General features: G+C 32.4%; 23 protein-coding genes and 1 tRNA gene. 16 read left to right on the top strand and 8 right to left on the bottom strand.

What is annotated here, in order from left to right; translation table 11 throughout:
* Positions 1 to 19: 19 nt before the first annotated feature.
* From V6624_RS16015 to V6624_RS16005, 3 genes are all read right to left on the bottom strand, one after another.
* Positions 20 to 622 carry a PAS domain-containing protein gene (locus tag V6624_RS16015; RefSeq protein ID WP_111290963.1) on the bottom strand — a complete coding sequence of 201 codons (603 nt, stop codon included), beginning with the start codon at positions 620 to 622 and terminating at the stop codon, positions 20 to 22.
* 111 nt (positions 623 to 733) lie between these two features.
* On the bottom strand, positions 734 to 1588 hold the full coding sequence (locus V6624_RS16010) for a hypothetical protein (protein WP_338839327.1): 855 nt from the start codon (positions 1586 to 1588) through the stop codon (positions 734 to 736).
* A gap of 31 nt (positions 1589 to 1619) precedes the next feature.
* On the bottom strand, positions 1620 to 2219 hold the full coding sequence (locus V6624_RS16005) for an AhpC/TSA family protein (protein WP_338839326.1): 600 nt from the start codon (positions 2217 to 2219) through the stop codon (positions 1620 to 1622).
* A gap of 489 nt (positions 2220 to 2708) precedes the next feature.
* Here V6624_RS16005 and V6624_RS16000 point away from each other — a divergent pair, with 489 nt between their 5' ends.
* The 5 genes from V6624_RS16000 (at position 2709) to V6624_RS15980 (ending at position 10380) form a co-directional block, all read left to right on the top strand.
* Positions 2709 to 3767, top strand: a complete 1059-nt coding sequence (locus V6624_RS16000; RefSeq protein ID WP_338839325.1) for an efflux RND transporter periplasmic adaptor subunit — start codon at positions 2709 to 2711, stop codon at positions 3765 to 3767.
* Positions 3768 to 3851: 84 nt separating this feature from the next.
* Positions 3852 to 6950: an efflux RND transporter permease subunit gene (locus V6624_RS15995; RefSeq protein WP_111290955.1), complete on the top strand. Its 3099-nt coding sequence runs from the start codon at positions 3852 to 3854 to the stop codon at positions 6948 to 6950.
* A 39-nt stretch (positions 6951 to 6989) separates the two neighbouring features.
* Positions 6990 to 8300 carry a TolC family protein gene (locus V6624_RS15990; RefSeq protein WP_111290953.1) on the top strand — a complete coding sequence of 437 codons (1311 nt, stop codon included), beginning with the start codon at positions 6990 to 6992 and terminating at the stop codon, positions 8298 to 8300.
* A 220-nt stretch (positions 8301 to 8520) separates the two neighbouring features.
* On the top strand, positions 8521 to 9384 hold the full coding sequence (locus tag V6624_RS15985; protein ID WP_111290951.1) for a bestrophin family protein: 864 nt from the start codon (positions 8521 to 8523) through the stop codon (positions 9382 to 9384).
* A gap of 72 nt (positions 9385 to 9456) precedes the next feature.
* Positions 9457 to 10380 carry an AraC family transcriptional regulator gene (locus tag V6624_RS15980; protein ID WP_111290949.1) on the top strand — a complete coding sequence of 308 codons (924 nt, stop codon included), beginning with the start codon at positions 9457 to 9459 and terminating at the stop codon, positions 10378 to 10380.
* Positions 10381 to 10492: 112 nt separating this feature from the next.
* Here V6624_RS15980 and V6624_RS15975 read toward each other — a convergent pair whose 3' ends face one another.
* Together V6624_RS15975 and V6624_RS15970 are read right to left on the bottom strand one after the other, a co-directional pair.
* On the bottom strand, positions 10493 to 10867 hold the full coding sequence (locus tag V6624_RS15975; RefSeq protein ID WP_338839324.1) for a DUF779 domain-containing protein: 375 nt from the start codon (positions 10865 to 10867) through the stop codon (positions 10493 to 10495).
* A gap of 224 nt (positions 10868 to 11091) precedes the next feature.
* A complete protein-coding gene (locus tag V6624_RS15970; RefSeq protein WP_338839323.1) occupies positions 11092 to 12597 on the bottom strand; it encodes an aldehyde dehydrogenase family protein in 1506 nt (501 codons plus the stop codon).
* Between the two features lie 272 nt (positions 12598 to 12869).
* Between V6624_RS15970 and pheT the strand changes: the two genes are divergently transcribed.
* Positions 12870 to 15290 (top strand): phenylalanine--tRNA ligase subunit beta, encoded by a 2421-nt coding sequence (gene pheT, locus V6624_RS15965; protein ID WP_338839322.1) that lies wholly within the window; start codon positions 12870 to 12872, stop codon positions 15288 to 15290.
* Between the two features lie 290 nt (positions 15291 to 15580).
* Here pheT and V6624_RS15960 read toward each other — a convergent pair whose 3' ends face one another.
* The gene (locus V6624_RS15960; protein WP_111290941.1) at positions 15581 to 16405 is read right to left on the bottom strand and encodes an N-acetylmuramidase domain-containing protein; all 825 of its coding nucleotides are present in this window, start codon (positions 16403 to 16405) and stop codon (positions 15581 to 15583) included.
* 254 nt (positions 16406 to 16659) lie between these two features.
* Between V6624_RS15960 and V6624_RS15955 the strand changes: the two genes are divergently transcribed.
* The 4 genes from V6624_RS15955 (at position 16660) to V6624_RS15940 (ending at position 19141) form a co-directional block, all read left to right on the top strand.
* Positions 16660 to 17091, top strand: coding sequence for a hypothetical protein (locus tag V6624_RS15955; RefSeq protein ID WP_111290939.1), 432 nt, complete (start codon positions 16660 to 16662; stop codon positions 17089 to 17091).
* A 7-nt stretch (positions 17092 to 17098) separates the two neighbouring features.
* On the top strand, positions 17099 to 17746 hold the full coding sequence (locus V6624_RS15950; RefSeq protein WP_111290937.1) for a hypothetical protein: 648 nt from the start codon (positions 17099 to 17101) through the stop codon (positions 17744 to 17746).
* 98 nt (positions 17747 to 17844) lie between these two features.
* Entirely contained in the window at positions 17845 to 18501 is a 657-nt protein-coding gene (locus V6624_RS15945) for a sensor histidine kinase (protein WP_239455778.1), read from the top strand.
* Positions 18491 to 19141, top strand: coding sequence for a response regulator transcription factor (locus V6624_RS15940; RefSeq protein WP_111290933.1), 651 nt, complete (start codon positions 18491 to 18493; stop codon positions 19139 to 19141). The genes V6624_RS15945 and V6624_RS15940 overlap by 11 nt, the downstream gene beginning before the upstream one ends.
* Here V6624_RS15940 and V6624_RS15935 read toward each other — a convergent pair whose 3' ends face one another.
* Positions 19142 to 19654, bottom strand: a complete 513-nt coding sequence (locus V6624_RS15935) for an adenine phosphoribosyltransferase (protein ID WP_111290931.1) — start codon at positions 19652 to 19654, stop codon at positions 19142 to 19144.
* A 114-nt stretch (positions 19655 to 19768) separates the two neighbouring features.
* On the opposite strand from V6624_RS15935, the gene V6624_RS15930 reads away from it, so the two are divergent.
* The 3 genes from V6624_RS15930 (at position 19769) to V6624_RS15920 (ending at position 20242) form a co-directional block, all read left to right on the top strand.
* Positions 19769 to 19842, top strand: a tRNA-Arg gene (locus tag V6624_RS15930).
* Positions 19843 to 19927: 85 nt separating this feature from the next.
* Complete coding sequence (locus V6624_RS15925) at positions 19928 to 20122, top strand: hypothetical protein (RefSeq protein ID WP_239455776.1); 195 nt, start codon at positions 19928 to 19930, stop codon at positions 20120 to 20122.
* A 6-nt stretch (positions 20123 to 20128) separates the two neighbouring features.
* The gene (locus V6624_RS15920) at positions 20129 to 20242 is read left to right on the top strand and encodes a PepSY-associated TM helix domain-containing protein (RefSeq protein ID WP_317048492.1); all 114 of its coding nucleotides are present in this window, start codon (positions 20129 to 20131) and stop codon (positions 20240 to 20242) included.
* Positions 20243 to 20258: 16 nt separating this feature from the next.
* On the opposite strand, the gene V6624_RS15915 is transcribed toward V6624_RS15920, so the two are convergent.
* Positions 20259 to 21284, bottom strand: a complete 1026-nt coding sequence (locus V6624_RS15915; protein WP_111290858.1) for a hypothetical protein — start codon at positions 21282 to 21284, stop codon at positions 20259 to 20261.
* Between the two features lie 200 nt (positions 21285 to 21484).
* On the opposite strand from V6624_RS15915, the gene V6624_RS15910 reads away from it, so the two are divergent.
* From V6624_RS15910 to V6624_RS15900, 3 genes are read left to right on the top strand one after another with little or no spacing between them, the layout of a single operon-like run.
* Positions 21485 to 22000: an RNA polymerase sigma factor gene (locus tag V6624_RS15910; protein ID WP_109193278.1), complete on the top strand. Its 516-nt coding sequence runs from the start codon at positions 21485 to 21487 to the stop codon at positions 21998 to 22000.
* A 50-nt stretch (positions 22001 to 22050) separates the two neighbouring features.
* Positions 22051 to 22950: a FecR family protein gene (locus V6624_RS15905; protein WP_338839321.1), complete on the top strand. Its 900-nt coding sequence runs from the start codon at positions 22051 to 22053 to the stop codon at positions 22948 to 22950.
* A 27-nt stretch (positions 22951 to 22977) separates the two neighbouring features.
* Complete coding sequence (locus V6624_RS15900; RefSeq protein WP_338839320.1) at positions 22978 to 25485, top strand: TonB-dependent receptor; 2508 nt, start codon at positions 22978 to 22980, stop codon at positions 25483 to 25485.
* Positions 25486 to 25514: the final 29 nt, after the last annotated feature.

Raw genomic sequence — 25514 nt, 5'->3', positions numbered from 1 at the left:
ACAATGAAGTATATGGAAATTATTTTTTCAGGTCTTTTTTCTTTTCAAAAAGTCCGTTGAATAAGCCTTTGCTTACCTTATTTTTATCATCCTTTCCTGTGGCAATCAGATGATCGATATATTCCATGTATGTTTTCTTTCTTTCTTCAAGAAATCCAACTAAATATTCTTCCGAAGCGTGCATTCCGCTGGTTTCTTCAATTTGTAAAAGTTTCTTATACAGAGGCTCAATAAATTTGACAATAATATCATTTGGAACAGATTTTCGCGTTCCAAAAAAGCCTACAATTTCGCCATCTGTATCTGCTACAATTTTAAAATCGGTTACAACCCAGTAATAACGGCCAGTTTTAGCCATGTTTTTTATAATCACATGAATATTTTCACTTGACTTAATACTGTCCCATAAAAATTTAAAAATAACTTTTGGCATATCTGGATGTCTCACAATGTTATGTGGCTGTCCAACAAGTTCAAATTCGTCATAACCAGAAACATCTATAAAATCTTCATTGGCATATAAAATGGTTCCTTTTTTATCAGTTTTACTAAGCAGTACTTTATTTTTATTCCAATCTACTTCTCTATCAGAAGGTGTTGGGCGGTTTAGTTTGGCATCCATAAATTTTACATTTAAATTAAACTACAGTTCAATTATGAAAAAATAAAACAGGTCTAAAATTTATCTCTTTTTTTTTGAAAACTAATCCCGATTTTCACCGGGATTTCGTTGTTAGTTTCTATTGTTTGTTGATTTAACATGAATATCATTAACCAAATCATCAATTTTCTTGGCACTTTCCCTCATCATTTCCAGATAAGTAAGCAATTTATCATTATCGGTGTGCCCTTTTGAAACATCAATAAGTTTTAAAACTGAATTTACTGGAAGTTTTAAGTCTAAAGTTGTTCTATGAATAAAGTCATTATAGTCTTTTGTGGCAGACATCGAGCTATATTTTGCCGAAGCCAATTTCATGTTTTCTAATTCATATTCATCAGAAATTTTAGAGATATGGTTTTCGCTATGCTCTTTAAAATAATAAGCCCAATAACCATTCATAAGGAATACTACGGCAGCCAAAACCGTATGTATGATTAAAGTTTCAAGATCAAAATTTACTTGAGAAAAATAAACCTGAAGTCCAGTTGCGTCATTGTAGATATAGTTTTGTAGATAAGCTAATCCTGCATGATGAAGAACTACCAATAAAGTCAGCGGAATTTGAAGCCTCCAATTTTGATAAATAATCAAGATTGTACTTGCAATGAATACTGTAAAATGCATTTCGAACATTCCATGCATTTGATAAATGTACTGCGCCATAAAAATGGCTAAAACAACCGACAAAACGTATTGGTAAAATTTAAAGTTTTTCATGAAAAATTTAGCCGAATAATAAGCTAAAAGATTCAATGTCCCAACACCTACACCAATTTCGAAAGTGTCATACTTAAAGGACAATCCAATTCCGAGAAGGAAATAAACTGCAAGAACATAATTAATAATCGTATCCGATTTTTGTGTCATTGTAGACATAAAACTGTGCAAGTAGTCTTGCTCGTTTAAACTAGCTTTTGTTTTCATGGTTTGTTAAGATTTAGGTTTTTGGAAATAGTTATTTAGTACATTTTGGTAATGAACATCCGTATGCCTTAAGGGCTAAAGCAGTAAAAGAAGGATTGTTTTTTCTGCTGAGTAAAGAATCGATAGCCATTTGAGCATAATTACTTTTTTCATCCGTGCAATATCTCGTTTTATTGTAATTGCCTCGATAATACAAATTATGCAATGGATCTAGCAAAACTGCTTGAGGCGTAGAGAAAACACCACATTTCTTAGCTATAGATTCATCAAAATAAACAGGGATTTTGGCATCGAATTTTTGCTGAATTTCATCAATAGTAAAATTCTTTTGTTTGTTTAAAACCACAATTTTAAAATTGACTCTGTCACCATATTTTTTTATCAAACCACTTACATGCGGAACATTGAATCGCGAACAGGGACAATCTGGATTAAAAAAATGTATAAAAACTGGTTTATTATCAAATGCACAGCATGGTCCTAATTCGACTTTGGAACCCATTGCGATGGCATGATAATTTTTTGGAATTGGTGTTGGAAGACTGTATTTAAACTCATTCTGCCAAAATAAATAACCAATCGCAAGAAGTAAAAATGTAAACCATAAGCTTAGAAGTAATTTTTTCTTCATAGATCATTTTTTTAATAGTTTTAAACAACAAAAAATAAACACTTGTTAATATAATTATTTCCTTATATTCTTTAAAAAACTAAAAAACTACTCCTATTCGCACATTTTAACAATAATACTTTCGAATAAAGATTGTATTATCGCATAAATCAATCATTTTGTTTAACGTATCAATGTTACAAATAAAATCGATAAACTGCAAAAAAAATCAGACAAAATGCATTAAAAATATTCAAATTAAGAACTGGTCTAACTTCAGATAATTGTAAAATATCTTCCAGCCTTTTTGTTTATTGGGTTTAAGTTTTTATTCCTCATTAAAAAAATTTAATCTTTTATTAAACCTTTTGATCTCTTTTTAGTCTAACTGCAAACCTTTGTACATACAAATGTTAAATAAAAGCTAACAGCTTCCGATTTCACAACAAAAAGTTAAATTTGTAAGGTTACTAAAAACGCAAAACTAAAATCTATATTCACCTCATTTTTATGAAAGTAAAACACCTCATTTACACTCTTTTAATTATAACAATTGGAGGTTTTATCACCTATAGAATTATATCTAATAAAGGTAAAAACGAAGACTCTAAAAAATTTAATGACAAAGATTCTCCAACAACTGTTAATGGAATTGTAATAAAAACAGCCACTTTTGACAATAATTTGTCTCTTACTGGTTCTATTGAAGCAAATGAACAAGTAGAAATACATAGTGAGGTTTCTGGAATTGTAGAGGGAATATTTTTTAATGAAGGAAGTTACGTTACAAAAGGCCAAGTGCTTTTTAAAGTTAATGATGTTGAATTAAGAGCTCAATTAAGACAAGCTGTAACTAAAGAAGGTTTAGCAGCAGAAAACGAAAGAAGAGCAAAACTATTACTTCAAAAAGAAGCTATTAGCCAAGAAGAAGCTGATGTTGCAAGAGCAGATCATGCTTCGGCTCAAGCACAAAGCCAATTAATTAGAGCACAAATTTCTAAAACATCTGTACGTGCTCCTTTTTCAGGAAAAATCGGATTGCGTTCTATTTCTCCTGGAACTTATATTACGCCAACAGTTTTAGTAGCAAAATTGGTTAATACAGGTAAATTAAAAATTACATTCTCAATTCCAGAAAAATATGCTTCTCAAGTAAAAAATGGATCTACTATAGATTTTACCGTTTCTGGTTCAGACAAAACTTATAATGCTAAGATTTATGCAATAGAGCCAGAAGTTGCTGTTGCGACTCGTACGCTTCAAATTCGTGCGATTGCTGATAACACAGACGGTAAGCTTTTCCCTGGAACTTTTGCCGACATCAAATTGCCTTTAAATATTATTAAAGATGCTATCGTTGTGCCTTCTCAGGCTATTGTTCCTGTTCAAGACGGTAAAAAAGTATTTGTTGCCGATCACGGAAAAGCAAAAGAAGTAATGGTCGATGCCACAACAAGAACTGATTCTTCAATTTTGATTTTATCAGGATTAAAAGCGGGAGACACTTTGATTACAAGCGGTGTTATGTCATTAAAGAATGAATCGCCAATTAAAGTAAAAGTAAAATAATTAAGAGTTATGAGTTTTGGGTTATGAGTTAAAAGCTAAATCTCGCTAAATCTAAAATCCGAATTCTAAAATCTAAAATCTCACATGAGTTTATCAACTACAAGTATAAAAAGGCCTGTTTTAACCATCGTACTGAATTTGTTAATTATACTTTTCGGTTTTATTGGTTATACTTTTTTGGGTGTTCGAGAGTTTCCTTCGATTGACCCTGCGCAGGTTTCCATTCGTACCAATTATACAGGTGCCAATTCTGATATTATTGAGTCACAAATTACAGAACCTCTTGAAAAAGCAGTAAACGCGATCGATGGAATTCGAAATATTACTTCTTCAAGTAACCAAGGAAGCAGTAATATCACCATCGAGTTTAATCTTGATAAAGATTTAGAAGAAGCCGCTAATGATGTTCGTGACAAAGTTTCACAAGCGATTAGAAGTTTACCACAAGATATTGATGCTCCGCCAGTTGTATCAAAAGCAGATGCCGATAGCGAAGCTATTATTTCGATGACGGTTCAAAGTGACACCAGAAGTTCCTTAGAATTAAGTGATTATGCTGAAAACGTTATTTCGCAAAGATTGGAAACAATTCCAGGAGTTAGTGCCGTTCAAATTTGGGGACAAAAACGTTACGCAATGCGTTTATGGATTGATCCTGTAAAATTAGCTGCTTACGGCTGTACCGTTGCAGAAGTTCGTACGGCATTAAATGCACAAAACGTTGAATTGCCGTCAGGAAAACTAACTGGAAACAGCACTGAATTAACAGTAAAAACAGTTGGAAACCTTTCTAAACCAGAAGAATTCAACAATATTATCATTCGTACAGATGGTGATAAAATTATTCGTTTAAGTGATATTGGAGGTGCAGAATTAGGTCCAGAAAATTTAGAAACTAAATTAAGCCAATCTGAACTTCCTTTAATTGGTTTGGCGATTGTACCAATGCCTGGAGCGAATTATTTAGATATTTCAAAAGAATTTTATAAAAAATACGAAGCTTTAAAGAAAGATCTTCCGAAAGATATTAAACTGAATATCGCGCTTGACAATACCATTTTCGTAAAGAAATCAGTACTTGAGGTTGCTGAGACTTTAGGAATTTCGATCATATTGGTAATCATTATTATTTATTTATTCTTTAGAGACTGGGCAATTGCATTTAGACCTTTAATCGATATTCCGGTTTCTTTGATTGCTACATTCTTTATTATGTGGATGTTTGGATTTTCAATTAACGTGTTAACCCTACTTGCAATTGTGTTGGCAACAGGTTTGGTTGTAGACGACGGAATTGTAGTTACCGAAAATATATTCAAAAAAGTTGAAGAAGGAATGTCGCCAATTGAGGCTGCAATTAAAGGTTCAAATGAGATTTTCTACGCTGTAATTTCAATTTCAGTTACTTTGGCAGCGGTATTTTTGCCTGTAATTTTCTTAGAAGGATTCGTTGGAAGATTATTTAGGGAATTTGGTGTCGTAATTGGTTCCGCTGTATTAATTTCTGCTTTTGTGTCTCTGACTTTAACTCCAATGTTGAATGCTTATTTGATGAAAGGTGGAGAACAGAAAAAATCTAAATTCTATATTAAAACAGAACCATTTTTCGAGAAAATGAATAGCAGTTATGCCGAAGCATTAACAAAATTTATGGGCAGAAAATGGATTAGTTTTCCAATTTTGATTGTTTGTTTCGGATTGATTTATCTGTTTTTTACAATTCTTCCAAAAGAAACAGCTCCTTATGACGATAGAAGTTCTGTAACCATGCGTATGACAACTCCTGAGGGTTCTTCGTATGAATACACAGATCGTTTTATGCAAGAAATTTCTAAACTGATTGATGACTCTATTCCAGAGAAAAAAGTAGCTTTAGTGATTACATCTCCAGGATTTAGCTCAAATTCAGTAAACAGTGGATTGGTTCGTTTGACTTTAAAAGATGTCGACGAAAGAGAGAAATCTCAAAAAGACATTGCCGACAAATTAACGAAATGGACTAAACAATATCCAAATGCAAAAACCTCAGTTACGCAACAGCCAACAATTGCTGTAAACAGACGTGGAGGTTTGCCAATTCAATACATTATTCAAGCTCCAAATTTTGATAAATTAAGAGAAAAGATTCCGTTGTTTATGGCTGAAGTTGGAAAAAGCGATGTGTTTTCTACAACAGATGTAAATTTAAAATTTAACAAGCCTGAAATTAACGTAACTATTGATCGTGCAAAAGCAGAAAGTTTAGGAATTTCTATTTTGGATATCGCACAAACTTTACAACTTTCTTTAAGTGGTCAGCGTTTTGGATATTTTATTAAAAACGGAAAACAATATCAAGTAATTGGGCAATTTGACCAAAAAGACAGATCTAAACCTTTGGATTTGACTTCAATGTTTGTAAAAAACAAAAATGGCGAACTGATTCAAATGGATAACGTGGTTAATGTATACGAACAAAGTAACCCACCGCAGTTGTATCACAATAATAGATATATGTCTGCTACAGTTGCTGCTGGTTTAGCTCCCGGAAAAAGTATGGGCGACGGTATTCAGGAAATGGACAGAATTAAAGCAAAAGTCTTAGACGAAAGTTTTACTACTGATTTAGCTGGTGAGTCTCGAGATTTCGTAGAAAGTAGCTCTAATACTTCTTTCGCTTTTGGATTAGCTTTATTGTTAATTTTCTTAATTCTTGCAGCTCAATTTGAAAGTTTTATCGACCCGTTTATTATCATCTTAACAGTTCCAATGGCGGTTGCGGGAGCTTTATTCTCGCTATGGCTATTCAATCAAACTTGGAATATCTTTAGCCAAATTGGTACTGTAATGCTGATTGGTCTGGTTACCAAAAATGGTATTTTGATTGTCGAATTTGCCAATCAATTGCGCGAACAAGGAAAACCTAAATTAGAAGCTATTTTAGAAGCTTCAGAAGCACGTTTACGTCCAATTTTAATGACGAGTTTAGCTATTGCATTAGGAGCGCTTCCAATTGCAATGTCACTTGGAGCTGCATCAACTAGTAGAATTGGTATGGGAGTTGTAATTGTGGGAGGAACTATTTTTTCATTGGCTTTGACACTTTTTGTTATTCCTGCAATTTATTTAATGTGGTCTCGAGCTAGAAAACATTATCCAGAATTTGACCACATTGACGAATACGAAAAAGAAAGCATTAAATAGAAATCAAAAAATGATGTTTTTTGGTTAAAGAAAAAAGATATGAATATCAAAAAAATATATTGTACAGTACTAATTCTGCTTTGCTGCATTTTTCAGACCAAGGCACAGGAAGTTCTTACTATTGAGCAAGCTATGACGATAGCTTTGGAGAATAATTTTGAAATTAAAATTGCAAAAAATAACTCCAAAATAAACGAAACAAACGTTACAATTGGAAATGCAGGAATGCTGCCGACAGCAACGGCAAATATTACCGACAGCAACAGCATTACAAACTCTACACAAGTTAGACAAGATGGAACATCGACTTCGTTGGATAACGCAAAAAACAACAGTTTAAACTATGGTGTTAGCTTAGGATGGACAGTATTTGACGGCATGAAAATGTTTGCTAAACTTGATCAGTTAAAAGAGCTTCAAAAACTAGGCGATGCAGAACTTAAAAGAACTATTTTGCTTAAAATAGCTCAGGTAAATTCTGCTTATTATGATTTAGTTTTACAGCAGCAACAACTTGCAGCTTTGGACACTACAATCGTAATTTCTAACCAGCGTTTAACTTTAGCTAAAAATCGATTCAGTATCGGAAAGGCTTCAAAATTAGAGGTTTTAAACGCACAGGTTGATTTAAATTCAGATCAAGTTGCTTTGTTGCGACAAAAAGAATCTTATGCTAATGGCAAAATTTTATTGAACCAATACTTAGCTCGTGACCCAAAAATTGATTTCAAGGTTACAGACGAAGTAAAAGTAGACAATAAACTGGTTTTGGCAGATTTGATGGATTTAGCGCAAAAACAAAATCCAGGTTTAGAAACGCAAATCATCAATAAACGTATAGCCGAATTACAGCTTAAACAGGTAAAAGCAGATCGATATCCTACTTTAAGATTAACTTCAGGATATAATTTTTCTGAAAGCCAGTCTAGTTTAGGTTTTACCAGTGAAACTTCTTCAAGAGGTTTGAATTATGGTTTTAATGCTTCTATGAACATATTTGATGGCTTTAATCAGCATCGCAATGAAAAAGTAGCCAAATTACAGATTGAAAATTCGCAGATTGCAATAGAACAGCAAAGCACGATTTTAAATACACAGTTAAGCACCGCTTTTCAAACGTATTTAACTAATCTTGAATTAATTGATTTAGAAGAAGATAATGAGGCTATTGCGAGACAGAACTTAGAAATCACATTAGATAAATTTAAAATTGGAACCATCACAACGCTAGATTTTAGAACTGCTCAGCTTAATTATGTGAATGCAAAAGTGCGTTACAGCAATGCACAATATGAAGCAAAATTATCTGAAATCGCCTTAAAAGAATTAGCTGGAAATATCAATTTTTAATTTACTCGCCAGTAAATAATTTCAACACATAGAGACATAGTCTTCGAGCTTTAAAAAAAAGGCGTTTCACTTACTTTAAAAAACATAGCTATATGTATTTATGTAAGTGAAACGCCTTTAAACGTTAACAGAATTATGATTCTATGTATTTAAAATATTTTTATAATTTACTTCCAACAGATTATTTTTTTAATTTAATTTTGTCTCAAAACAAACATAAATGATTTCATATAACACCAAAGATTGGTTTACTTTTATTTTTCATTTTCATAAATCTGATACAGTTCGAAAACTGATCACAATTATGATTGCTATTGGAATCTATTCTGCAATTGTATGTTATTTTGAACTTCATTATTTTAAAGTTACAAAAAACGATTATATCCATAACATTCCAATTATGCACGGAATGCTTGGTTTTGTGATCTCTCTTTTACTTGTTTTTAGAACAAATACAGCTTATGACAGATGGTGGGAAGGCCGTAAACTTTGGGGCGGACTTGTAAATAACAGCCGTAATTTAGCGATAAAACTTTCGGCAATTTTAAAAGATGAAAACGACAGAAAGTTTTTTAGAAAATATATTCCAATGTATGCAGATATACTTCATCAGCATCTTAAAGATGAAGACACGAGCAAACAGCTTTTTGAAGATGTAGATTTAGAAATTGATCACCATAAGCATAAACCTAATCAGTTAAAAAAAATTATGTATCATAAAATCAATGATTTATATGATGCTGGAAAAATATCCGGAGAGCAGTTAATTACTTTAAATGACGAATTAGTTGCTTTTACAGATATCTGTGGTGCTTGCGAACGTATCAAAAACACGCCTATTCCCTACTCTTATAGCGCTTTTATCAAGAAATTCATTTTCTTTTACACTATGACACTTCCTTTTGGATACTCTGTAAGTTTAGGGTATTTGGTTGCTCCAGTTGTTGTTTTTATATTTTATGTATTGGCAAGTTTAGAGCTTATCGCGGAAGAAATTGAAGATCCGTTTGGAAATGACGAAAATGATCTTCCGACCAAAAAAATCTCAGAAAACATCAAAAAACACGTTGAAGAATTGATATAATTAAACGTTAAATCTGCGGTTTATATTCTTATTTTCCTTAAATTTAAAGTCTTCACCAAAAATTTAGATTTAATGAATAGCCAACGATTTTTAGTCAATCCACTTCAATTATCACAAGAAAAATCATTAAAGACGCTTGTTGAAAATAGAACTATTTACAATCTTAGTCATTGTGAATTAAATCTCTTTGAAACTTACGAATCAACGCAAAAAGTTCCGTTAAAATTTAATGATTTGGTGGTGACCAGTATGCTTCGTGGCAAAAAAATCATGCATCTTTTTGATGACCCAGAATTCGTTTATCTTCCAGGTGAAACGGTAATTGTCCCTTCGAATGTTGAAATGAAAATTGATTTTCCTGAAGCTTCCAAAAATAATCCGACACAATGTTTAGCTCTAGCAATAGATCAGGCTAAAATCGCTGAGATTTTAAATTTCTTAAACGAACAATATCCGAAAGAAGGACATAATATGTACTGGCAGTTAAACTATCAGAATTATTTCTTTTACAATAATGTCGAAATGGCCGCAACGATTAATAAACTCATTAAAGAATGCATGAGCACTTCAGTTGCCAAAGATATTTTTGCCGATTTAACTTTAAAAGAATTACTGATAAGAATTATTCAGACGCAAACAGTAAAATCGATTGACGAAGGGAAATTTCTAGACGCCAATAATCCAATAAAAGAAGTTACAGAATACATCAAACAAAATTTAAAGGAAAATATGAGCTTAAAATCGCTTAGCGAAAAAGCGTGTATGAGTACAACATCTTTCTACCGCTTCTTTAAGCGCGAACTCGGAATGAGTCCAATCGAATATATTTTGAATGAAAAAATAAAATGTGCTAAAAATTTATTGAGAAATCCAACACTTCAAATCAACGAAGTTTGTTATTTATCTGGTTTTGAAGATGCAAATTATTTCATCAGATTATTTAAAAAACACGAAGGAATTACACCGAAACAATATCAGTTATTGTATGTGTCCTAAAGTTGCTATCCCGAAGCTTCGGGACTGAGACGCTAAGATACTAAGTTTTTAAAAACTGCAAATAAACTGAAAACTGCGACTGAGACTGAGACTGCGACTGAGACTAAAAAAATTACTCAATCCTAGTCACCGGCTCCAAATTCATCTCTTCTTCGGGAGTAAAAATTCGATATTCGATTTGAAATGTTTTCTTTAAAGGAGTTTCTAACGAAAAACCTCCTACTCCAAATGCATCAATTACGGTCAAAGTAAAATGCGCATGTTTCCAGTATTCAAATAAATCTTTGTCTACCCAAAACTCAACATCTTCAACGGTACCAATACAAACATCTCCAGTTCGCTGATAATAGCCTCCTTTTTCAAAACATTGTGGCTGTGTACCTTCACAGCATCCTCCTGCTTGATAAAACATCAAATCACCGTGTTTTTCTTTTAGAACTTTAATCAGTTCAACTGCTTTTTCTGTGGCATCAATTCGTTTAATCATAACTTAAAAATTAAAACTTGAAAAGCAGTAAACTCTATTACGAAATTTACTGCTTTGACTTAACCAACTATTTATACTTTACTTTCAATCAAACAATAATTTGATTGCATTGGATATTTGCAAATCAAAATTGCCTGGAGGGAGTTTGCTTAATGCCATTAAATTTTCATTTAACGCCCCATACATATCACCAAACAATACTCCAGGATTTTGATAGTTATTCTTTAGAAGAATCCCAATTTCTTTTTGTCATAAGAAATCAGCATATTTTTTGTCTGACGGTATTGGCTCAACATCATTTTGTGATTTTCACGTCCAATTCCAGATTGTTTATAACCCCCAAACGGAGCGCCAGCAGGATAAGAATGATATTGATTAATCCAAACACGACCAGACTGAATCGCTCTTGGAACTTGATAAATTTCATGTGCATCTCTCGTCCAAACTCCTGCACCTAAACCGTACATGGTATCGTTTGCGATTTCGATTGCTTCTTCTGTGGTTTTAAAAGTAGTCACCGCTAAAACAGGTCCGAAAATCTCTTCTTGAAAGATTCTCATTTTATTGTGACCTTTAAACAAAGTTGGCTTGATGTAATAACCGCCTTCTAATTCGCCTCCCAATTTATTTTCATCCCCTCCAGTTAAAACCTCTGCTCCTTCTTCTTTTCCTAATTTAATGTAAGACATGATTTTTTCCTTCTGAACAATCGAAGTCTGAGCCCCAATCATAGTCGATTTATCCAACGGATTTCCCGCTATAATCGCTTCAGTTCTTTCGATAACTTTTTTGATAAACTTGTCGTAAATATCTTCGTGAATTAATAATCTAGAAGGACAAGTACAGATTTCACCTTGATTTAAAGCGAATAAAACTGCGCCTTCAACTGCTTTATCAAAGAAATCATCGTCATGATCAGCTACAGACGGGAAGAAAATATTTGGCGATTTACCTCCTAATTCCAAAGTAACTGGAATAATATTTTCTGTTGCGTATTGCATTACCAAACGTCCTGTAGTGGTAGAACCTGTAAATGCTGCTTTTGATACTTTTTTATTAGTTACTAAAGGTCTTCCCAATTCTGCACCAAAACCGTTTACAATATTCAGAACTCCTGGAGGAAGAATATCTCCAATTAATTCCATTAAAACCATAATAGAAATTGGTGTGCTTTCTGCTGGTTTTAAAACGATTGTATTTCCTGCCGCAAGCGCTGGGGCAATTTTCCATACCGCCATTAAAATTGGGAAATTCCAAGGAATAATCTGTGCAACCACGCCCAAAGGTTCGCTTAATGCAATAGAAACGGTTTGAGAATCCAATTCCGCAATCGAACTTTCTTCGGCTCGAATTACACCTGCAAAATATCTAAAATGGTCAATTGCTAATGGAATATCAGCGGCAAGAGTTTCACGAATTGGTTTTCCGTTATCAATCGTTTCAACCGTTGCAATATATTCTAAATTGTCTTCAATTTTTTGTGCAATCTTATTTAATAAAATACTTCTTTCGGTTACAGAAGTTTTTCCCCACGTTTTAAAAGCTTCATAAGCTGTATCTACCGCCAATTCTAAATCTGCTTTTCCAGAATGTGCGGCTTTTGTAAATACTTTACCATCAATTGGAGAAACAACATCAAAGTATTCTCCTGTAATTGGGGCGGTAAATTTTCCACCAATATAATTATCATATTTTGCCTTAAATTCAGGTCTTTTTGCTGTGGTACTCATAATATTCTTTTTTGATTTACCCAAATTTAGGTTCATAAATAGAAAGAGAGTAGCACTTTTCATTCATCTTGTAGCACAAAAATTACACATTCAATTTTTTTAGCCTTTTATAATATTTATTTAATAAAATTTTAATAGATAAATTATCAAAATCTTAGCACACAGCGTTTTATCGTCAAGAAAAATCAGCAAGAAAAAACCACGTAATTTTTTCTTACTCCAAACCGCAATCCTTATATTTGTAACCTTATTCAAAGAATTAAATAACTACAATGAAAATATCTTACAACTGGTTAAAACAATTTATTAAAACAGATTGGACATCTGAGCAGACTTCTGAATTGCTAACAGATTTAGGTTTAGAAGTAGAAGTTGTCGAAAAATACGAATCAATTAAAGGAGGTTTAGCAGGCGTTGTTGTTGGACACGTCTTGACTTGCGAAAAACATCCTGATGCTGATAGATTGAAAGTTACTACAGTTGATATTGGCTCAGAAGCTCCTGTACAAATTGTATGCGGTGCTGCTAATGTTGCTGCGGGACAAAAAGTACCAGTTGCAACAATCGGAACTATTTTATACGATAAAGATGGTGCTGAGTTTACCATTAAAAAAGGAAAAATCCGTGGACAAGAAAGTCATGGAATGATCTGTGCTGAAGATGAACTAGGTTTAGGAACGAGCCACGACGGAATTATGGTTTTGGCCGAGGATTTAGTTCCTGGAACTCCAGCTTCTGAAGTTTTCCAAATTGCCAATGATGAAGTTTTCGAAATCGGATTGACACCAAACCGTGCCGATGCAATGAGCCATTATGGTACTGCTCGTGATTTAAGAGCAGGAATGTTACAACGCGGTGTAAACGTAGAATTGATCACGCCTTCTGTAAGCAATTTTAGAGTAGACATGCGTACGCTTAAAATTGACGTAAATGTTGAAGATTCTCATTTAGCACCAAGATATTGCGGTGTAACCATTTCTGGAATTTCTGTTCATGAATCTCCAAGCTGGCTACAAGACCGCTTGAAAGCTATTGGCTTAACTCCAAAAAATAATATTGTTGACGTTACAAATTATGTTTTACATGAATTAGGACAGCCTTTACACGCTTTTGATGCTGCAAAAATAAACGGAAAAGTGATTGTAAAAACAGTTGCAGAAGGAACTAAGTTTGTGACTCTTGACGACGTGGAAAGAACGCTTCACAAAGAAGATTTAATGATTTGTGATGAAAAAGGTCCACTTTGTATTGCTGGAGTTTTTGGAGGAAAAAAATCTGGAGTTACAGATGGAACAACTTCTATTTTCTTAGAAAGTGCTTATTTTGATCCAGTTAGCATTCGTAAAACTGCTAAAAGACATCAGTTAAGCACAGATGCTTCTTTTAGATTTGAAAGAGGAATTGACCCAACTATTACAGAATATGCTTTGAAACGTGCAGCGCTTTTAATTCAAGAAGTTGCAGGCGGAAAAATCACTTCTGATGTTGTAGAAGTTTATCCTAAAAAAGTTGAAGATTTCTCTGTTTTGTTGAATTTTAGCCATGTTTCTAAAATTATTGGACAGGAAATTTCAAAAGATACAATTAAAAAAATCTTGGTTTCTTTAGATATTAAAGTAAATAGCGTTTCTGATACTGGTTTAGGCTTAACTATTCCTGCATATCGCGTTGACGTTCAACGTGAAATTGACGTAATCGAAGAAATCTTGAGAGTTTACGGTTATAACAACATTAATTTCTCTAAGAAATTTAATGCTACTGTAGCAAATTCGCCAAGAACAGAAGATTATAAAGTACAAAATGTAATTGCTTCTCAGCTAAATTCTCAAGGTTTCCATGAAATGATGGCAAACTCGCTGACAACTGCAGCATACGCAAAATTATCTGCTTCATTAAAAGAAGAACATAATGTTTCGATGTTGAATCCGTTGAGCAGTGATTTAGCAACGCTACGTCAGTCTTTATTGTTTTCTGGTTTAGAAGCTGTTTCTTATAACATTAATAGAAAAAATTCTGATTTAAAATTATTTGAATTCGGAAAAACATATCATAAATATCTAAACGGATACGAAGAACACAAACATCTTTCTTTATTGATTTCTGGAAACAGAAACAAAGAAAGCTGGACAAATCCTCAAAAAACAACAGATTTCTTCTTGTTGAAAGGATATGTAAAAGCGATTTTATCTCGTTTAGGAATTGAAAAAATTGGTAACGCTCCAGTTCAATCAGATATTTATTCTGAAGGAACTGCGATTACTTACAATAATGATATTTTAGTTGAAATGGGTGTTGTTAAAAAGCCTATTTTGAAGCATTTCGGTATTAAACAAGACGTTTATTATGCAGATTTTAATTGGGATTTGGTTTTAAAAATCATTACAGGAAAAATTAAATATACTGAAATCCCTAAATATCCTGAAGTTCGTAGAGATTTAGCTTTATTAATCGACGAAAAAACAACTTACGAAAGCATTTTCAATTTAGCGAAGCAAACAGAGAAAGCGCTTTTAAAAGATGTCAATTTATTTGATGTTTACCAAGGTGACAAATTACCAGAAGGGAAAAAATCATACGCATTGAGTTTTACTATTCAAGACAATACTAAAACACTAACCGATACTCAGATCGATAAAATCATGTCTAAATTACAACAGACTTTCGAAACTGAACTTGGAGCAACTTTGAGATAGTTTATTCCTTAGTTTAAAATAAAAAACCCGACAGACATAAAAGCTCTTGTCGGGTTTTGTTTTTTTATTCTTTTTTTTGTTTCAAGCTTCAAGTTTCAAGTTGATAAACTTTGAGTATAATTTTACCGCAAAGAAAATCACGCTTTGCATAAACCTTTGTTTTTTCTTTAAGATTAGAACCTTGAAAAATAAAACTACAAACAACCAAAACCATCAACAATTAACCATTAACCATTAACAATCAACCATCAACTATCAACCATTAACAATTAACAATTAACAATTCATAATTATCTAGAATATTTCTGATACGCTCTCATCAACTTTTCATCGTATTTATTGGTTTTGTAAGCTGGTCCGTTATATTTTAAAGCAAATGAAGCCCAGTTTTTGTTTCGTAGCAGTCCAATCAAATTATTCTTTTCTAGAAACAATCCAAAAGCTTTTAGATGTTCACCTTCGCTCTGATTCATTTTTTCTACAAATTCATCAATACTTTTATAGCCAATAGAAGTTGCATTAAAGCCCATAATTTGAAAAAGTCCCCAAGAAGCCGAACTATTCGCTGCATCAATAAATCTTTTATCCTGAGCCAGATTTCTAGCCTTTTCGAGACGTGTATATTCTCCTGCTCCGCCAACATAATACTTTTTAGTATAGTTTTCAAACAAAATATCCTGCGTGTTTGAGTTCTTATATGACCTGGGATTTATTTTTCTCTTCTCTAATTCATCCCAAAAAGCATGTCCTTCAAACAAAATCTTCGGGCGACCATCTATTAAAAAGCCTTTTCCGTTGCTTTCCACTTCGTTTACTGCTTTTACAACTGCCAATTCCAAATTAAACTGTTTCGAAAAGTTGATTAAATCTTGTTCCGACAATAATTTATTATTGGAAGAAAAACCATTTTTGCTTTTTTCTAAAAGAGTTGACCACGTTTTAAGTCCCACTACTCCATCAACAACCAGATTGTTCTTCAATTGAAAATCTCGAATTGATTTATCCGTCTCAGTTCCGAAATAATCGGAAACAATTACTTTATAGTTTAATTTGGTCAAAAGCTCGTTTAAATAATAAACTTCTGGAGATTTTGCACCTGCTTTTATGGTTTTCATTATTTCTTGTTTTAGTGGTTATAGATTTCGATTACATTTTGGAATGTCTGTTTTTGCCCTAAAACTGACAACATAAAATTATAATATTATAAAATATTATATAACAGCACTTTAACCCGAAATTTTAAATAAATTTACCTAAACAAAAAAGGGGGTATTTCCCCTTGTCCGAATTTTCTGTTTCAAATAATTTTGTCTCCAACAACTCAAAAAACTCTTAACTAAATCCTTAACCAATAAATAATAATTAAATCATGAAAAATCCTCCCGCAAAACCGAGTCAATTAATCACTAAAGAATTTGCTAAACAATTAAATGTGAATTACAACAATAAAAGAGCTTCACTTACAGCAAAAAAAGCTCAAAAAGAAGATGCTAATGCTATTTGGTATTCTTTGGAAGAATTAGAAAATTATATTCATTATATTAAAACTAACGGAGCTAATGACGGTTATAATGTAGATGGAATTCGTTTTTATTTTGGAGTTTATCCGGATGATGAAAAACATGGAGAAAAAGCTGGATTGACTACTCTATTTTTAGTTCCAACGGGCAAAAAAGTAGAAAGCAATACTGAAAAAATTCAAAGTTTTGCTTTGGTTCAAGAAGCTTCTTCATCAGACATTCAAAGCTTGGAACCAATGAATTACGGAAACATCGGAAGACCGCCTAGCTTAATATACTAAAAACCTTATGTTTGAATTTTTAAGATCTTATATAGTTTATCTGGCTTTATTATCTGGAATTGTTGGTTTATTTTCGCTACCAAAACTTCCTGATAATAAAGCTAAATTTTTAGTAATTTTAATCTGGTTTTCGATCATAACCGAAATTGTAGGCTATTATTTTACCCAATGGACGGGTTTATTGAATTTTTATGTTTACAATTTCTATATGTTTGCCAGTTTCTCTGCCTATATTTTACTTTTAAGAGCCTTGCTAACCCAAAAAGACCACCGAATTTCGGCTGTTCTTTTTTTGATTTTATTTATCATTTCTTTCTTCTTGAACATTCTATATTTCAAAGAAGATATGAACCGCTCATTTACATACAGTTTTGCGATAGGCGTATTATTAGTTTTAATACTATCTTGTCTCTATCTGGTTGAGATTTTTAATTCTGAAAAAATATTAAATTTTAAAAAGTCAGTGTTTTTCTGGTACATTTTAGGAATTCTTGTTTTCCATGTTCCTTTTACGCCTTTTATGCTGGCAATCAATTGGTTCTTAATTAAACAAGACGAATCTATTTTTAGTTTGGTTTTATTTATTTTAAATTTTCTGGCACATAGCTGCTTTATAATAGGATTTATATGGAGCGAAAAGAAATACAATTATTAGTTATTTCCTTAGGCATTGTTTTCTTCACCTTACTTGTTACTTTGGTGGTCATATTCTTTTATTTTTTAAAGAAGAAAAACAAATTTGTTGTTGAAAAAATGGAATCCGATTTGTATTTCCAATCTGAATTGGTCAAAACCAGAATTGAAATAAAAGATCAGACTTTATCTGAAATTAGTAAAGAATTACACGATAACATCGGACAAATTATCTCGGTAGCAATTATGCAGCTTAATATTTCAATAAGCACTAAAAATATTCAAATTGAAGAACTTAAAGACCTGAAAGCTGTTTTAGCAAAGTCTTTGGATGAATTAAGAATTCTTTCGCGAATCATCAACAAAGATAATTTGCTCCAAGATAATTTTCTAGAAGCGATTCAGCAGGATTTGGAAAGAATTAAAAAACTTAAAAAGATAAAATACAATTTTAATCAAACAGGAACAATTCCGACAATCAATGAAGAACACGAATTAATTATTTACAGAATCTTTCAAGAAGCGCTTCATAACAGCTTAAAACACTCCAGAAGCGATTTATTTGATGTTAATATTGAAACCACCGATTCTGTTTTCAGATTGAAATTGAAAGATTTCGGAATTGGATATGATCTTACAAAATCGGGCTCGGGAATAGGGCTGAATAATATGAAACTGAGAGCCAAACTTATTGGCGCCAAATTGATCCTAAATTCTGATGAAACGGGAGCAAGTGTAACTATTGAATATCCTTTAACTCAAGGCTATGAAAACTAACTCAAAAAGCAAAATAATAATTGTTGATGACCATTTACTTTTTTCACAGTCGTTGGAACTGCTAATTAAGAGTTTTGGCGATTATGAAGTTATAGAACGTTTTGAAAACGGAAAGGTATTTATTGATTACCTGGAAGAAAATCCTTTATCAGAAATCGATCTTATTTTACTTGATGTTAATATGCCTGTTCTAGACGGATTAAGCACTATGAAATGGCTCAAGGAAAATAGACCGGATCTTAAAGTAATTGCTTTATCTGTTAATGACGACGACGAGATTATCATTAAGATGATTACCAATGGCGCAAAAGGTTATTTGCTGAAAGATACTTCTCCTGAAATTTTTAGAGAAGCTATTCACTGCGTCATCGAAAAGGGTTTTTATTTTACTGAATTAGTTTCTGGAATGCTGATCAATAAAGTCAACAGCGACAACAGAAAAATTAGTCTAAAGGAAAAAGAAATTGTTTTTATCAAACACGCCTGTACAGAAATGACCTATAAGGAAATTGCATCAGAAATGTGTTTAAGCCCTAAAACCATTGATGGTTACAGAGAATCTCTTTTTGATAAACTTGAAATAAAAACCCGAATCGGACTTGTACTTTATGCTATTAAGCATAAAATTGTATTCGTTTGACTAATAAGTCAATGCAGCAAATACTGGATATTCTTTGATTTTTTCTCTTCCGTTCAAAAAAGTCAGTTCCATTAAGAAATTACATTGAACAATTTCGCCTCCAAGTTTCTCCACCAATTCGCAAACTGCTTTTGCAGTTCCGCCAGTAGCCAAAACATCGTCGTGAATTAAAACACGATCTCCTTTTTTGATGGCATCTGTGTGCATTTCAAGACTATCAGAACCATATTCAAGTTCGTAAGAAGCTGAAATAGTATCAAAAGGAAGTTTTTTAGGTTTTCTAACAGGAACAAATCCTGCATTTAATTCCTGCGCCAATAACATTCCGAAGAAAAAACCACGTGATTCTGCACCAACAACTTTATCTATTTTTTGATTATTTAAAGACTCAACCAGAATTTTTAAGCAATTTGCTCTCGCTTCGGGGTCAATTAGTAGTGGAGTTATATCTTTAAACAAAATTCCTTCTTTTGGAAATCCTTGAATATCACGTATATAATTTTCAATCTTCATTTTTTTTTAATTTTCTGTTGTTTTTTCCTTGTTTATCTCACATTTATGTCTATCTTTGCACCCGCAATAAGCAATCAACAAAGCTACAAAAAAATAGCTAATTGATAACAAAAAGGCCTCGTGGCGCAACTGAATAGCGCATCTGATTACGGCTCAGAAGGTTACTGGTTTGAATCCAGTCGAGGTCACAAAGCCAAATGGCGCCAATTGAATTCAATTGGCGCCATTTTTTATTTGGTGAGGAGGAATCGAAAGGTATCGAAATTGATTTGAATGGAAATATCACACGATAAGGGAGATACACAGATCAGAATCCCTTCTGATACCATAAACAGCATTATGGCTATTAAATTGAATCTTGAAAAATCTATTCCAAATATTTCAAGTATGGCTTATTTTGACAAATACACGGGTAAACTTTTGAAAATAAGACGTTATGAATCCTTTAGCAATGGCGATAAAATATGACGCTTAATTTACCCAATTCACACAGGAAGTATCTATGGTTATCCAACAAAAATTTTAGCCTTTTTAGTTTGCTTATTTGCGGCAACATTACCCATTACAGGACTTCTTATTTGTTTGTGAAGAAAGAAAAAAGCCGTTAGTATTTTTTCTGAAAGTAAAGATAATTTGTCGTTGTACCTTCATCTCGCAATCTTATCTGAGAATTATTAAATTCAAAAAGCTTCCAGTCAAAATTTAATTTAGAAAGCACTCCTGTACTAAAACTTATCTTTACTTCTGTAACTCCGCTTTGGACTGAACTTTCCCACTGTCCCGTTTCCGAAACTCCATTTTTGGTGGCAACTACAGATTGATCGGTTTTAAATACAAATGTATAATCACTGTAATTTGAAGTCTTAACAGTACCATCATAAAAATAGGGAATTTCCCAAGAATCTTTTGTGATGGTTGTAGAAAAATCTAGTGTCACAAGGTTATTTTCTGGGCAATAATCTATGGCATATTTAATAGCGTTTTCGAAATCCTGATTATTTGAAATCGTTTTTATCTGATTATTGTAATCAGCAATTGTGATAGGATATTTTAAAGATATGTACTGGCTTTCATTTAAATTTTTAATGAAATTAAAAAAGGCCTGGTCACTTACTATCGATTGAGAACTGCCTGCTTGATTCGCGCTGTTGTAGATATTGATAGTGATAGGATAATTGATATTCAATCCGTTGATTTTGGATAAAAGATCTGGGTAAAGATTCCAATAATCTATTAATGCATCAAAATCTGCCTGATTTGGAATAAGTTTTTCGATGTAATTGTAGTATACCATCGTTACAGGAAAATCTATTTTTACAATATCATCATCATAATTGCTTGCGTTGATATTATCCAAAACTTTCTGATAATCGGCTGTGGTATTTACTGCAATCTGTTCATTATTTACTGTAACAGTATATGGGAGTTTTATGGTGCAGTAGCTGGATCCGTCGATCATATTATCTTGTACAGTTCTAACCATAGCAACTCTTTGCAGATAAGTAGTGAGCGGAGAAACAGTAGTAATTGTCCCCTGCGAATTATTGTTTTGTTCGTCTATTTCACTTTGACAAGAAAACAATAACAACAGGAAAACTGCAATTGATAAATATTTTTTCAAAAGGAACATATTTATGTTTTTACAAAGGTAAATAAATTTTAAAAGAAACTATTTTTTAATGAACCAACATCAAAAGGTTCATAATTTTCATCTATACTAAATTATCAAAAACCAATAGCATTTTATTACTCAATAAAACAATCATCTTTACTTTTACCCTACTTAAATTAAAAACAAATACTTTTGCGCTTTACAAACTGAAACTCTAAATGCCAGATAAAAACCAATCTAATACCTGTGATGAAATCATTTTTTCGTCTTTCTTCAAAAGTCATGTAAAAGCACTTCGGAATTTTCTTTTTTACAAATTTGGAAACGCAGAACAAGCAGAAGATGTAACTCAGGAAGCATTTGTAAAGCTTTGGCAGAATTGTGCTTCTGTACCTTTAGAAAAAGCAAAATCATACCTTTATACGATTGCAAACAACAGCAGTCTTAATCAAATTGCACACCAAAAAGTAGTTTTGAAATATGAAAAAAACTTCAGCGGTTTAGACAAAACAAACGAAAATCCAGAATATCTCTTGGAGGAAAAACAATTTCAAGCCAAACTTTTAAAAGCAATCGAAAACTTAAACGAAAAACAGCGCACCGCCTTTTTGATGCACAGAATTGACGGAAAAAAATACAGCGAAATCGCCATAGAGCTCAACATTAGCGTAAAGGCTGTGGAAAAACGCATTCATTTGGCTCTGTTAAGCTTACGTAAAGAAATTGATTTATAAAAAGTAGGGTAAATTTAGTTCTAATTGTTTTAATTAAATAATACGATAAAATGAAAAAAAATCGCTTATTAGCAAAATGGCTCAACGACGATTTGTCTCCGGATGAATTGGCTGAATTTGAGGCAAGCCCCGATTTTGAAAAATACCAAAAGATAAAAAATTATACCGCTCATCTTGAAACAGGTGATTTGGATGAAAATGCTATGCTGTCTAACATTTTAAGCCAGAAAAAAACAGCAACAAAAGTAGTTCCGCTTTACAAAAAATGGGCATTTAAAGCTGCCGCCATATTTGTGCTGGCTCTCGGAATTAGTTTTGCGATAAAAGTTTTTGTCCCTCAAACCGAAACTGCCGATTTTGGAAAAAAGACTGCTTTTTCATTACCCGATAATTCTGAAGTGGTTTTAAATTCAGGTTCTGAAATACATTATAAAAAATGGAATTGGGACAAAAACAGACATCTCGAATTAAAAGGAGAAGCTTATTTTAAAGTCGCAAAAGGCAGAAAATTTGAAGTCCAAACGAATCTTGGAAAAGTAACCGTTTTAGGAACGCAATTTAACGTTAAAGCCAGAAAAAACAGGTTCGACGTTGTGTGTTATGAAGGTCGTGTCAAAGTAAATTATAACAACATTCAAGTTTTATTAACTCACGGACAGAGTGTTCGTTTTGAAAATGGAAAACAGGTTCAAAGAACTGTAAATGCATTACAACCAGAATGGATGAATGATCAGATTTGTTTTTATAAAGAAAATATCAGAAGCCTTCTTGATGAAGTTGAAAGACAATATAATATTAAGATTGAACTAAATACAAAAGATACTATCTCCCTGTTTACAGGAAAATTACCGGCAAAAAATCTAAATACAGCTTTGCAGATTATTAGTACAACGTATCATTTGGAGGCTAAAAAAGTATCTGACAACAAAATAATTTTTGACGAAAAATAAATGTTCCGCCCCAAACAATTTCATTTTTTGTTTTTTCTCTTTTTTCTTGCCCTGAATCTTTTTGCTCAGGACAAAGGAAAAGTGATGCCCATTAAAAAAATAATAATTGATATTGAAGAACAGCATGGTGTAAGCTTTAATTACACAGAAGATAATATTGAAGGTCTCCAATTAAATCCTCCAAAAAAATCACTTTCATTAGAACAAAAACTAGAATATTTAAGAAAAAGAACTCATTTATCTTTTGAAAATATAGGAAACAAGTTCATCAATATCTATAAAAAGAACAATGAAAGTCCTATAATTTGCGGCTATGTTTTTTCCAGCATCGATAAAAAACCTATTGAGAATGCGAATGTTAGTTTAAATAATAAAACTCACATTACAACTGATTCCGAAGGTTATTTTGAATTCAGTAAAGAAGATAAAAACACTTTTATAATTAGTCATGTTGGTTTTGCCTCAAAGAGAATTACGGCAGGAAATCCAGACGCTAAAAATTGTCTTCAAATTGTATTAGAACCTGAAATCACAGAATTGCACGAAATTAAAACCAATGCCATTTTAGCTTCGGGTATTTCTAAAAATACCGATGGATCTCTTGAAATTAAGCCCAAAAAATTTGGAATTCTTCCCGGTCTTATTGAACCCGATGCGTTGCAGACTATGCAGCAGATTCCGGGCGTAAACAGTCTCGATGAAAGTGTCTCAAGTATTAATGTTCGCGGTGGTACGCACGATCAGAATTTATTTTTGTGGAATGGAATACGAATGTTTCAAACGGGACATTTTTTTGGTTTAATATCTGTTTTTAATCCAAATCTTGGGCATACCATTTCTATTTATAAAAACGGTAGTTCTGCCTTTTATGGAGAAAGTGTTTCAAGTGTAGTCGCCATTTCTTCTACTCCAGAAAAAGCAGAAAAAAATTCATTCAGCGCGGGAATCAACATGATTAATGCTGATGTTTATGGAAAGTATAATCTTTCTAAAAAAAGTTATATCGAAATTTCGGCGCGCAAATCGATTACTGATTTTGTAGAAACTCCTACTTATAAAGAATATTTCAATAAAGTATTTCAAAACACTACCATAACAGATTTTTCGCAGAACCAAAATCTTAATTATAAAAGCGATAAAAAATTTGGTTTCTATGATGCTACCATAAAATATGCTCAAAAAATAGGAATTAAAGATCAAATAGTACTGGATTTAATAACCATAAAAGACAACTTGGAAGTTACTAAAAGTGCTGTTTCATACAATATAAATAAAGCACAAAACAATATTTTACGCCAGCAGAATTATGGCGGAAATTTGTCTTGGAAAAGAAACTGGAATAGCTTCAACACCACCAAAATTAATGTTTACAATTCTTCGTATGAACTTCTAGCCGATCAGAAGTCAATTTATGAAAACCAGATTGTTATTCAAGAAAATACAGTCAATAATAATGGCGTGAATCTAGAAAACAATCATATTCTAAACTCTAAATTTAGTTTCAGCGATGGCTATCAATTTAATGAAATTGGCATTACTAATTTAGAGCAGGTAACTAATCCTGATTTTTATCGTAAAGTAAAAGACGTATTAAGAACGCACGCTTTAATTGTAGAAGGAAAATATAACGATACCATTTCACGAGTATATTTTAAGAGTGGAATGCGACTTAATTATATTGAAAAATTTAAAAAATATATTGCGGAACCAAGACTTCAATTGGGTTACGGAATAAGCAAAAGCCTTAATTTAGAATTGCTTGGCGAACTCAAAAGTCAAAACTCTCAGCAAATTATTGATTTGCAGAAAGATTATTTTGGTATTGAAAAAAGACGCTGGATTATCTCCAATAATGGCACAATTCCTATTCAAAAGAGCAGACAGTTATCCTTAAACTTGTTTTATAAAAAAAACGACTGGCTTTTGGATATTGAAAACTTTTATAAAAAAGTAACGGGAATAACTACTTCTAGTCAAGGTTTTCAGAATCAGCTGGAATTTGTTAGAACTACAGGTGGTTATGAAATCTGGGGAATAGAAATGTTGGTTCAGAAAAAAATAAATCACTTTCTTACGTGGTTGAGTTATACTTACAATGAAAACAATTATAATTTTCCGAATTATGAATACTCTCGTTTTCCAAACAACTTTGAGCTGACACACACTTTGTCGTGGGCGGCAATTTATGAGAAAAACAATTTCAAGATTGCCTTAGGAACAAAATGGACTTCTGGAAGACCAAAAACATCTCCAAATTTATCTCAAATTGATCTTTTTGATCCTGTACTGGTTTACAACAAACCAAACGACAGTAATCTGAATATGTTTTCTCAGGTTAATCTTTCGTCAACTTATAAGTGGGAAACCGCAGACGGAATTCAATACAAAATAGGAATCTCAATCCTAAATATTCTTGACAGAAGAAATGAAATCAGCGAATATTATAGAATTAATTCTTTAACCAATTCTATAGAAGAAGTCGATACTTTTTCATTGCAAAGAACTCCAAATCTGAGTTTTAGAGTTTCATTTTAATATCCATTCTACAAGAGTTTTAAAGCTCT

It is taken from the genome of Flavobacterium ginsenosidimutans (assembly GCF_037478105.1).
Lineage (GTDB): Bacteria > Bacteroidota > Bacteroidia > Flavobacteriales > Flavobacteriaceae > Flavobacterium > Flavobacterium ginsenosidimutans.
This window is presented reverse-complemented; position numbering and strand designations above follow the sequence as displayed.

Bases quoted from the DNA above. Each gene is read 5' to 3' on its own strand.
- V6624_RS15990 (WP_111290953.1), top strand. From the start codon at position 6,990: ATGAATATCAAAAAAATATATTGTACAGTACTAATTCTGCTTTGCTGC.
- V6624_RS15915 (WP_111290858.1), bottom strand. From the start codon at position 21,284: ATGTTCCTTTTGAAAAAATATTTATCAATTGCAGTTTTCCTGTTGTTA.
- V6624_RS16015 (WP_111290963.1), bottom strand. From the start codon at position 622: ATGGATGCCAAACTAAACCGCCCAACACCTTCTGATAGAGAAGTAGAT.
- V6624_RS15975 (WP_338839324.1), bottom strand. From the start codon at position 10,867: ATGATTAAACGAATTGATGCCACAGAAAAAGCAGTTGAACTGATTAAA.
- V6624_RS15945 (WP_239455778.1), top strand. From the start codon at position 17,845: ATGGAATCCGATTTGTATTTCCAATCTGAATTGGTCAAAACCAGAATT.
- pheT (WP_338839322.1), top strand. From the start codon at position 12,870: ATGAAAATATCTTACAACTGGTTAAAACAATTTATTAAAACAGATTGG.
- V6624_RS15905 (WP_338839321.1), top strand. From the start codon at position 22,051: ATGAAAAAAAATCGCTTATTAGCAAAATGGCTCAACGACGATTTGTCT.
- V6624_RS15995 (WP_111290955.1), top strand. From the start codon at position 3,852: ATGAGTTTATCAACTACAAGTATAAAAAGGCCTGTTTTAACCATCGTA.
- V6624_RS15950 (WP_111290937.1), top strand. From the start codon at position 17,099: ATGTTTGAATTTTTAAGATCTTATATAGTTTATCTGGCTTTATTATCT.
- V6624_RS16005 (WP_338839326.1), bottom strand. From the start codon at position 2,219: ATGAAGAAAAAATTACTTCTAAGCTTATGGTTTACATTTTTACTTCTT.
- V6624_RS16010 (WP_338839327.1), bottom strand. From the start codon at position 1,588: ATGAAAACAAAAGCTAGTTTAAACGAGCAAGACTACTTGCACAGTTTT.
- V6624_RS15910 (WP_109193278.1), top strand. From the start codon at position 21,485: ATGCCAGATAAAAACCAATCTAATACCTGTGATGAAATCATTTTTTCG.
- V6624_RS15985 (WP_111290951.1), top strand. From the start codon at position 8,521: ATGATTTCATATAACACCAAAGATTGGTTTACTTTTATTTTTCATTTT.
- V6624_RS15955 (WP_111290939.1), top strand. From the start codon at position 16,660: ATGAAAAATCCTCCCGCAAAACCGAGTCAATTAATCACTAAAGAATTT.
- V6624_RS16000 (WP_338839325.1), top strand. From the start codon at position 2,709: ATGAAAGTAAAACACCTCATTTACACTCTTTTAATTATAACAATTGGA.
- V6624_RS15960 (WP_111290941.1), bottom strand. From the start codon at position 16,405: ATGAAAACCATAAAAGCAGGTGCAAAATCTCCAGAAGTTTATTATTTA.
- V6624_RS15970 (WP_338839323.1), bottom strand. From the start codon at position 12,597: ATGAGTACCACAGCAAAAAGACCTGAATTTAAGGCAAAATATGATAAT.
- V6624_RS15940 (WP_111290933.1), top strand. From the start codon at position 18,491: ATGAAAACTAACTCAAAAAGCAAAATAATAATTGTTGATGACCATTTA.
- V6624_RS15925 (WP_239455776.1), top strand. From the start codon at position 19,928: ATGGAAATATCACACGATAAGGGAGATACACAGATCAGAATCCCTTCT.
- V6624_RS15980 (WP_111290949.1), top strand. From the start codon at position 9,457: ATGAATAGCCAACGATTTTTAGTCAATCCACTTCAATTATCACAAGAA.
- V6624_RS15935 (WP_111290931.1), bottom strand. From the start codon at position 19,654: ATGAAGATTGAAAATTATATACGTGATATTCAAGGATTTCCAAAAGAA.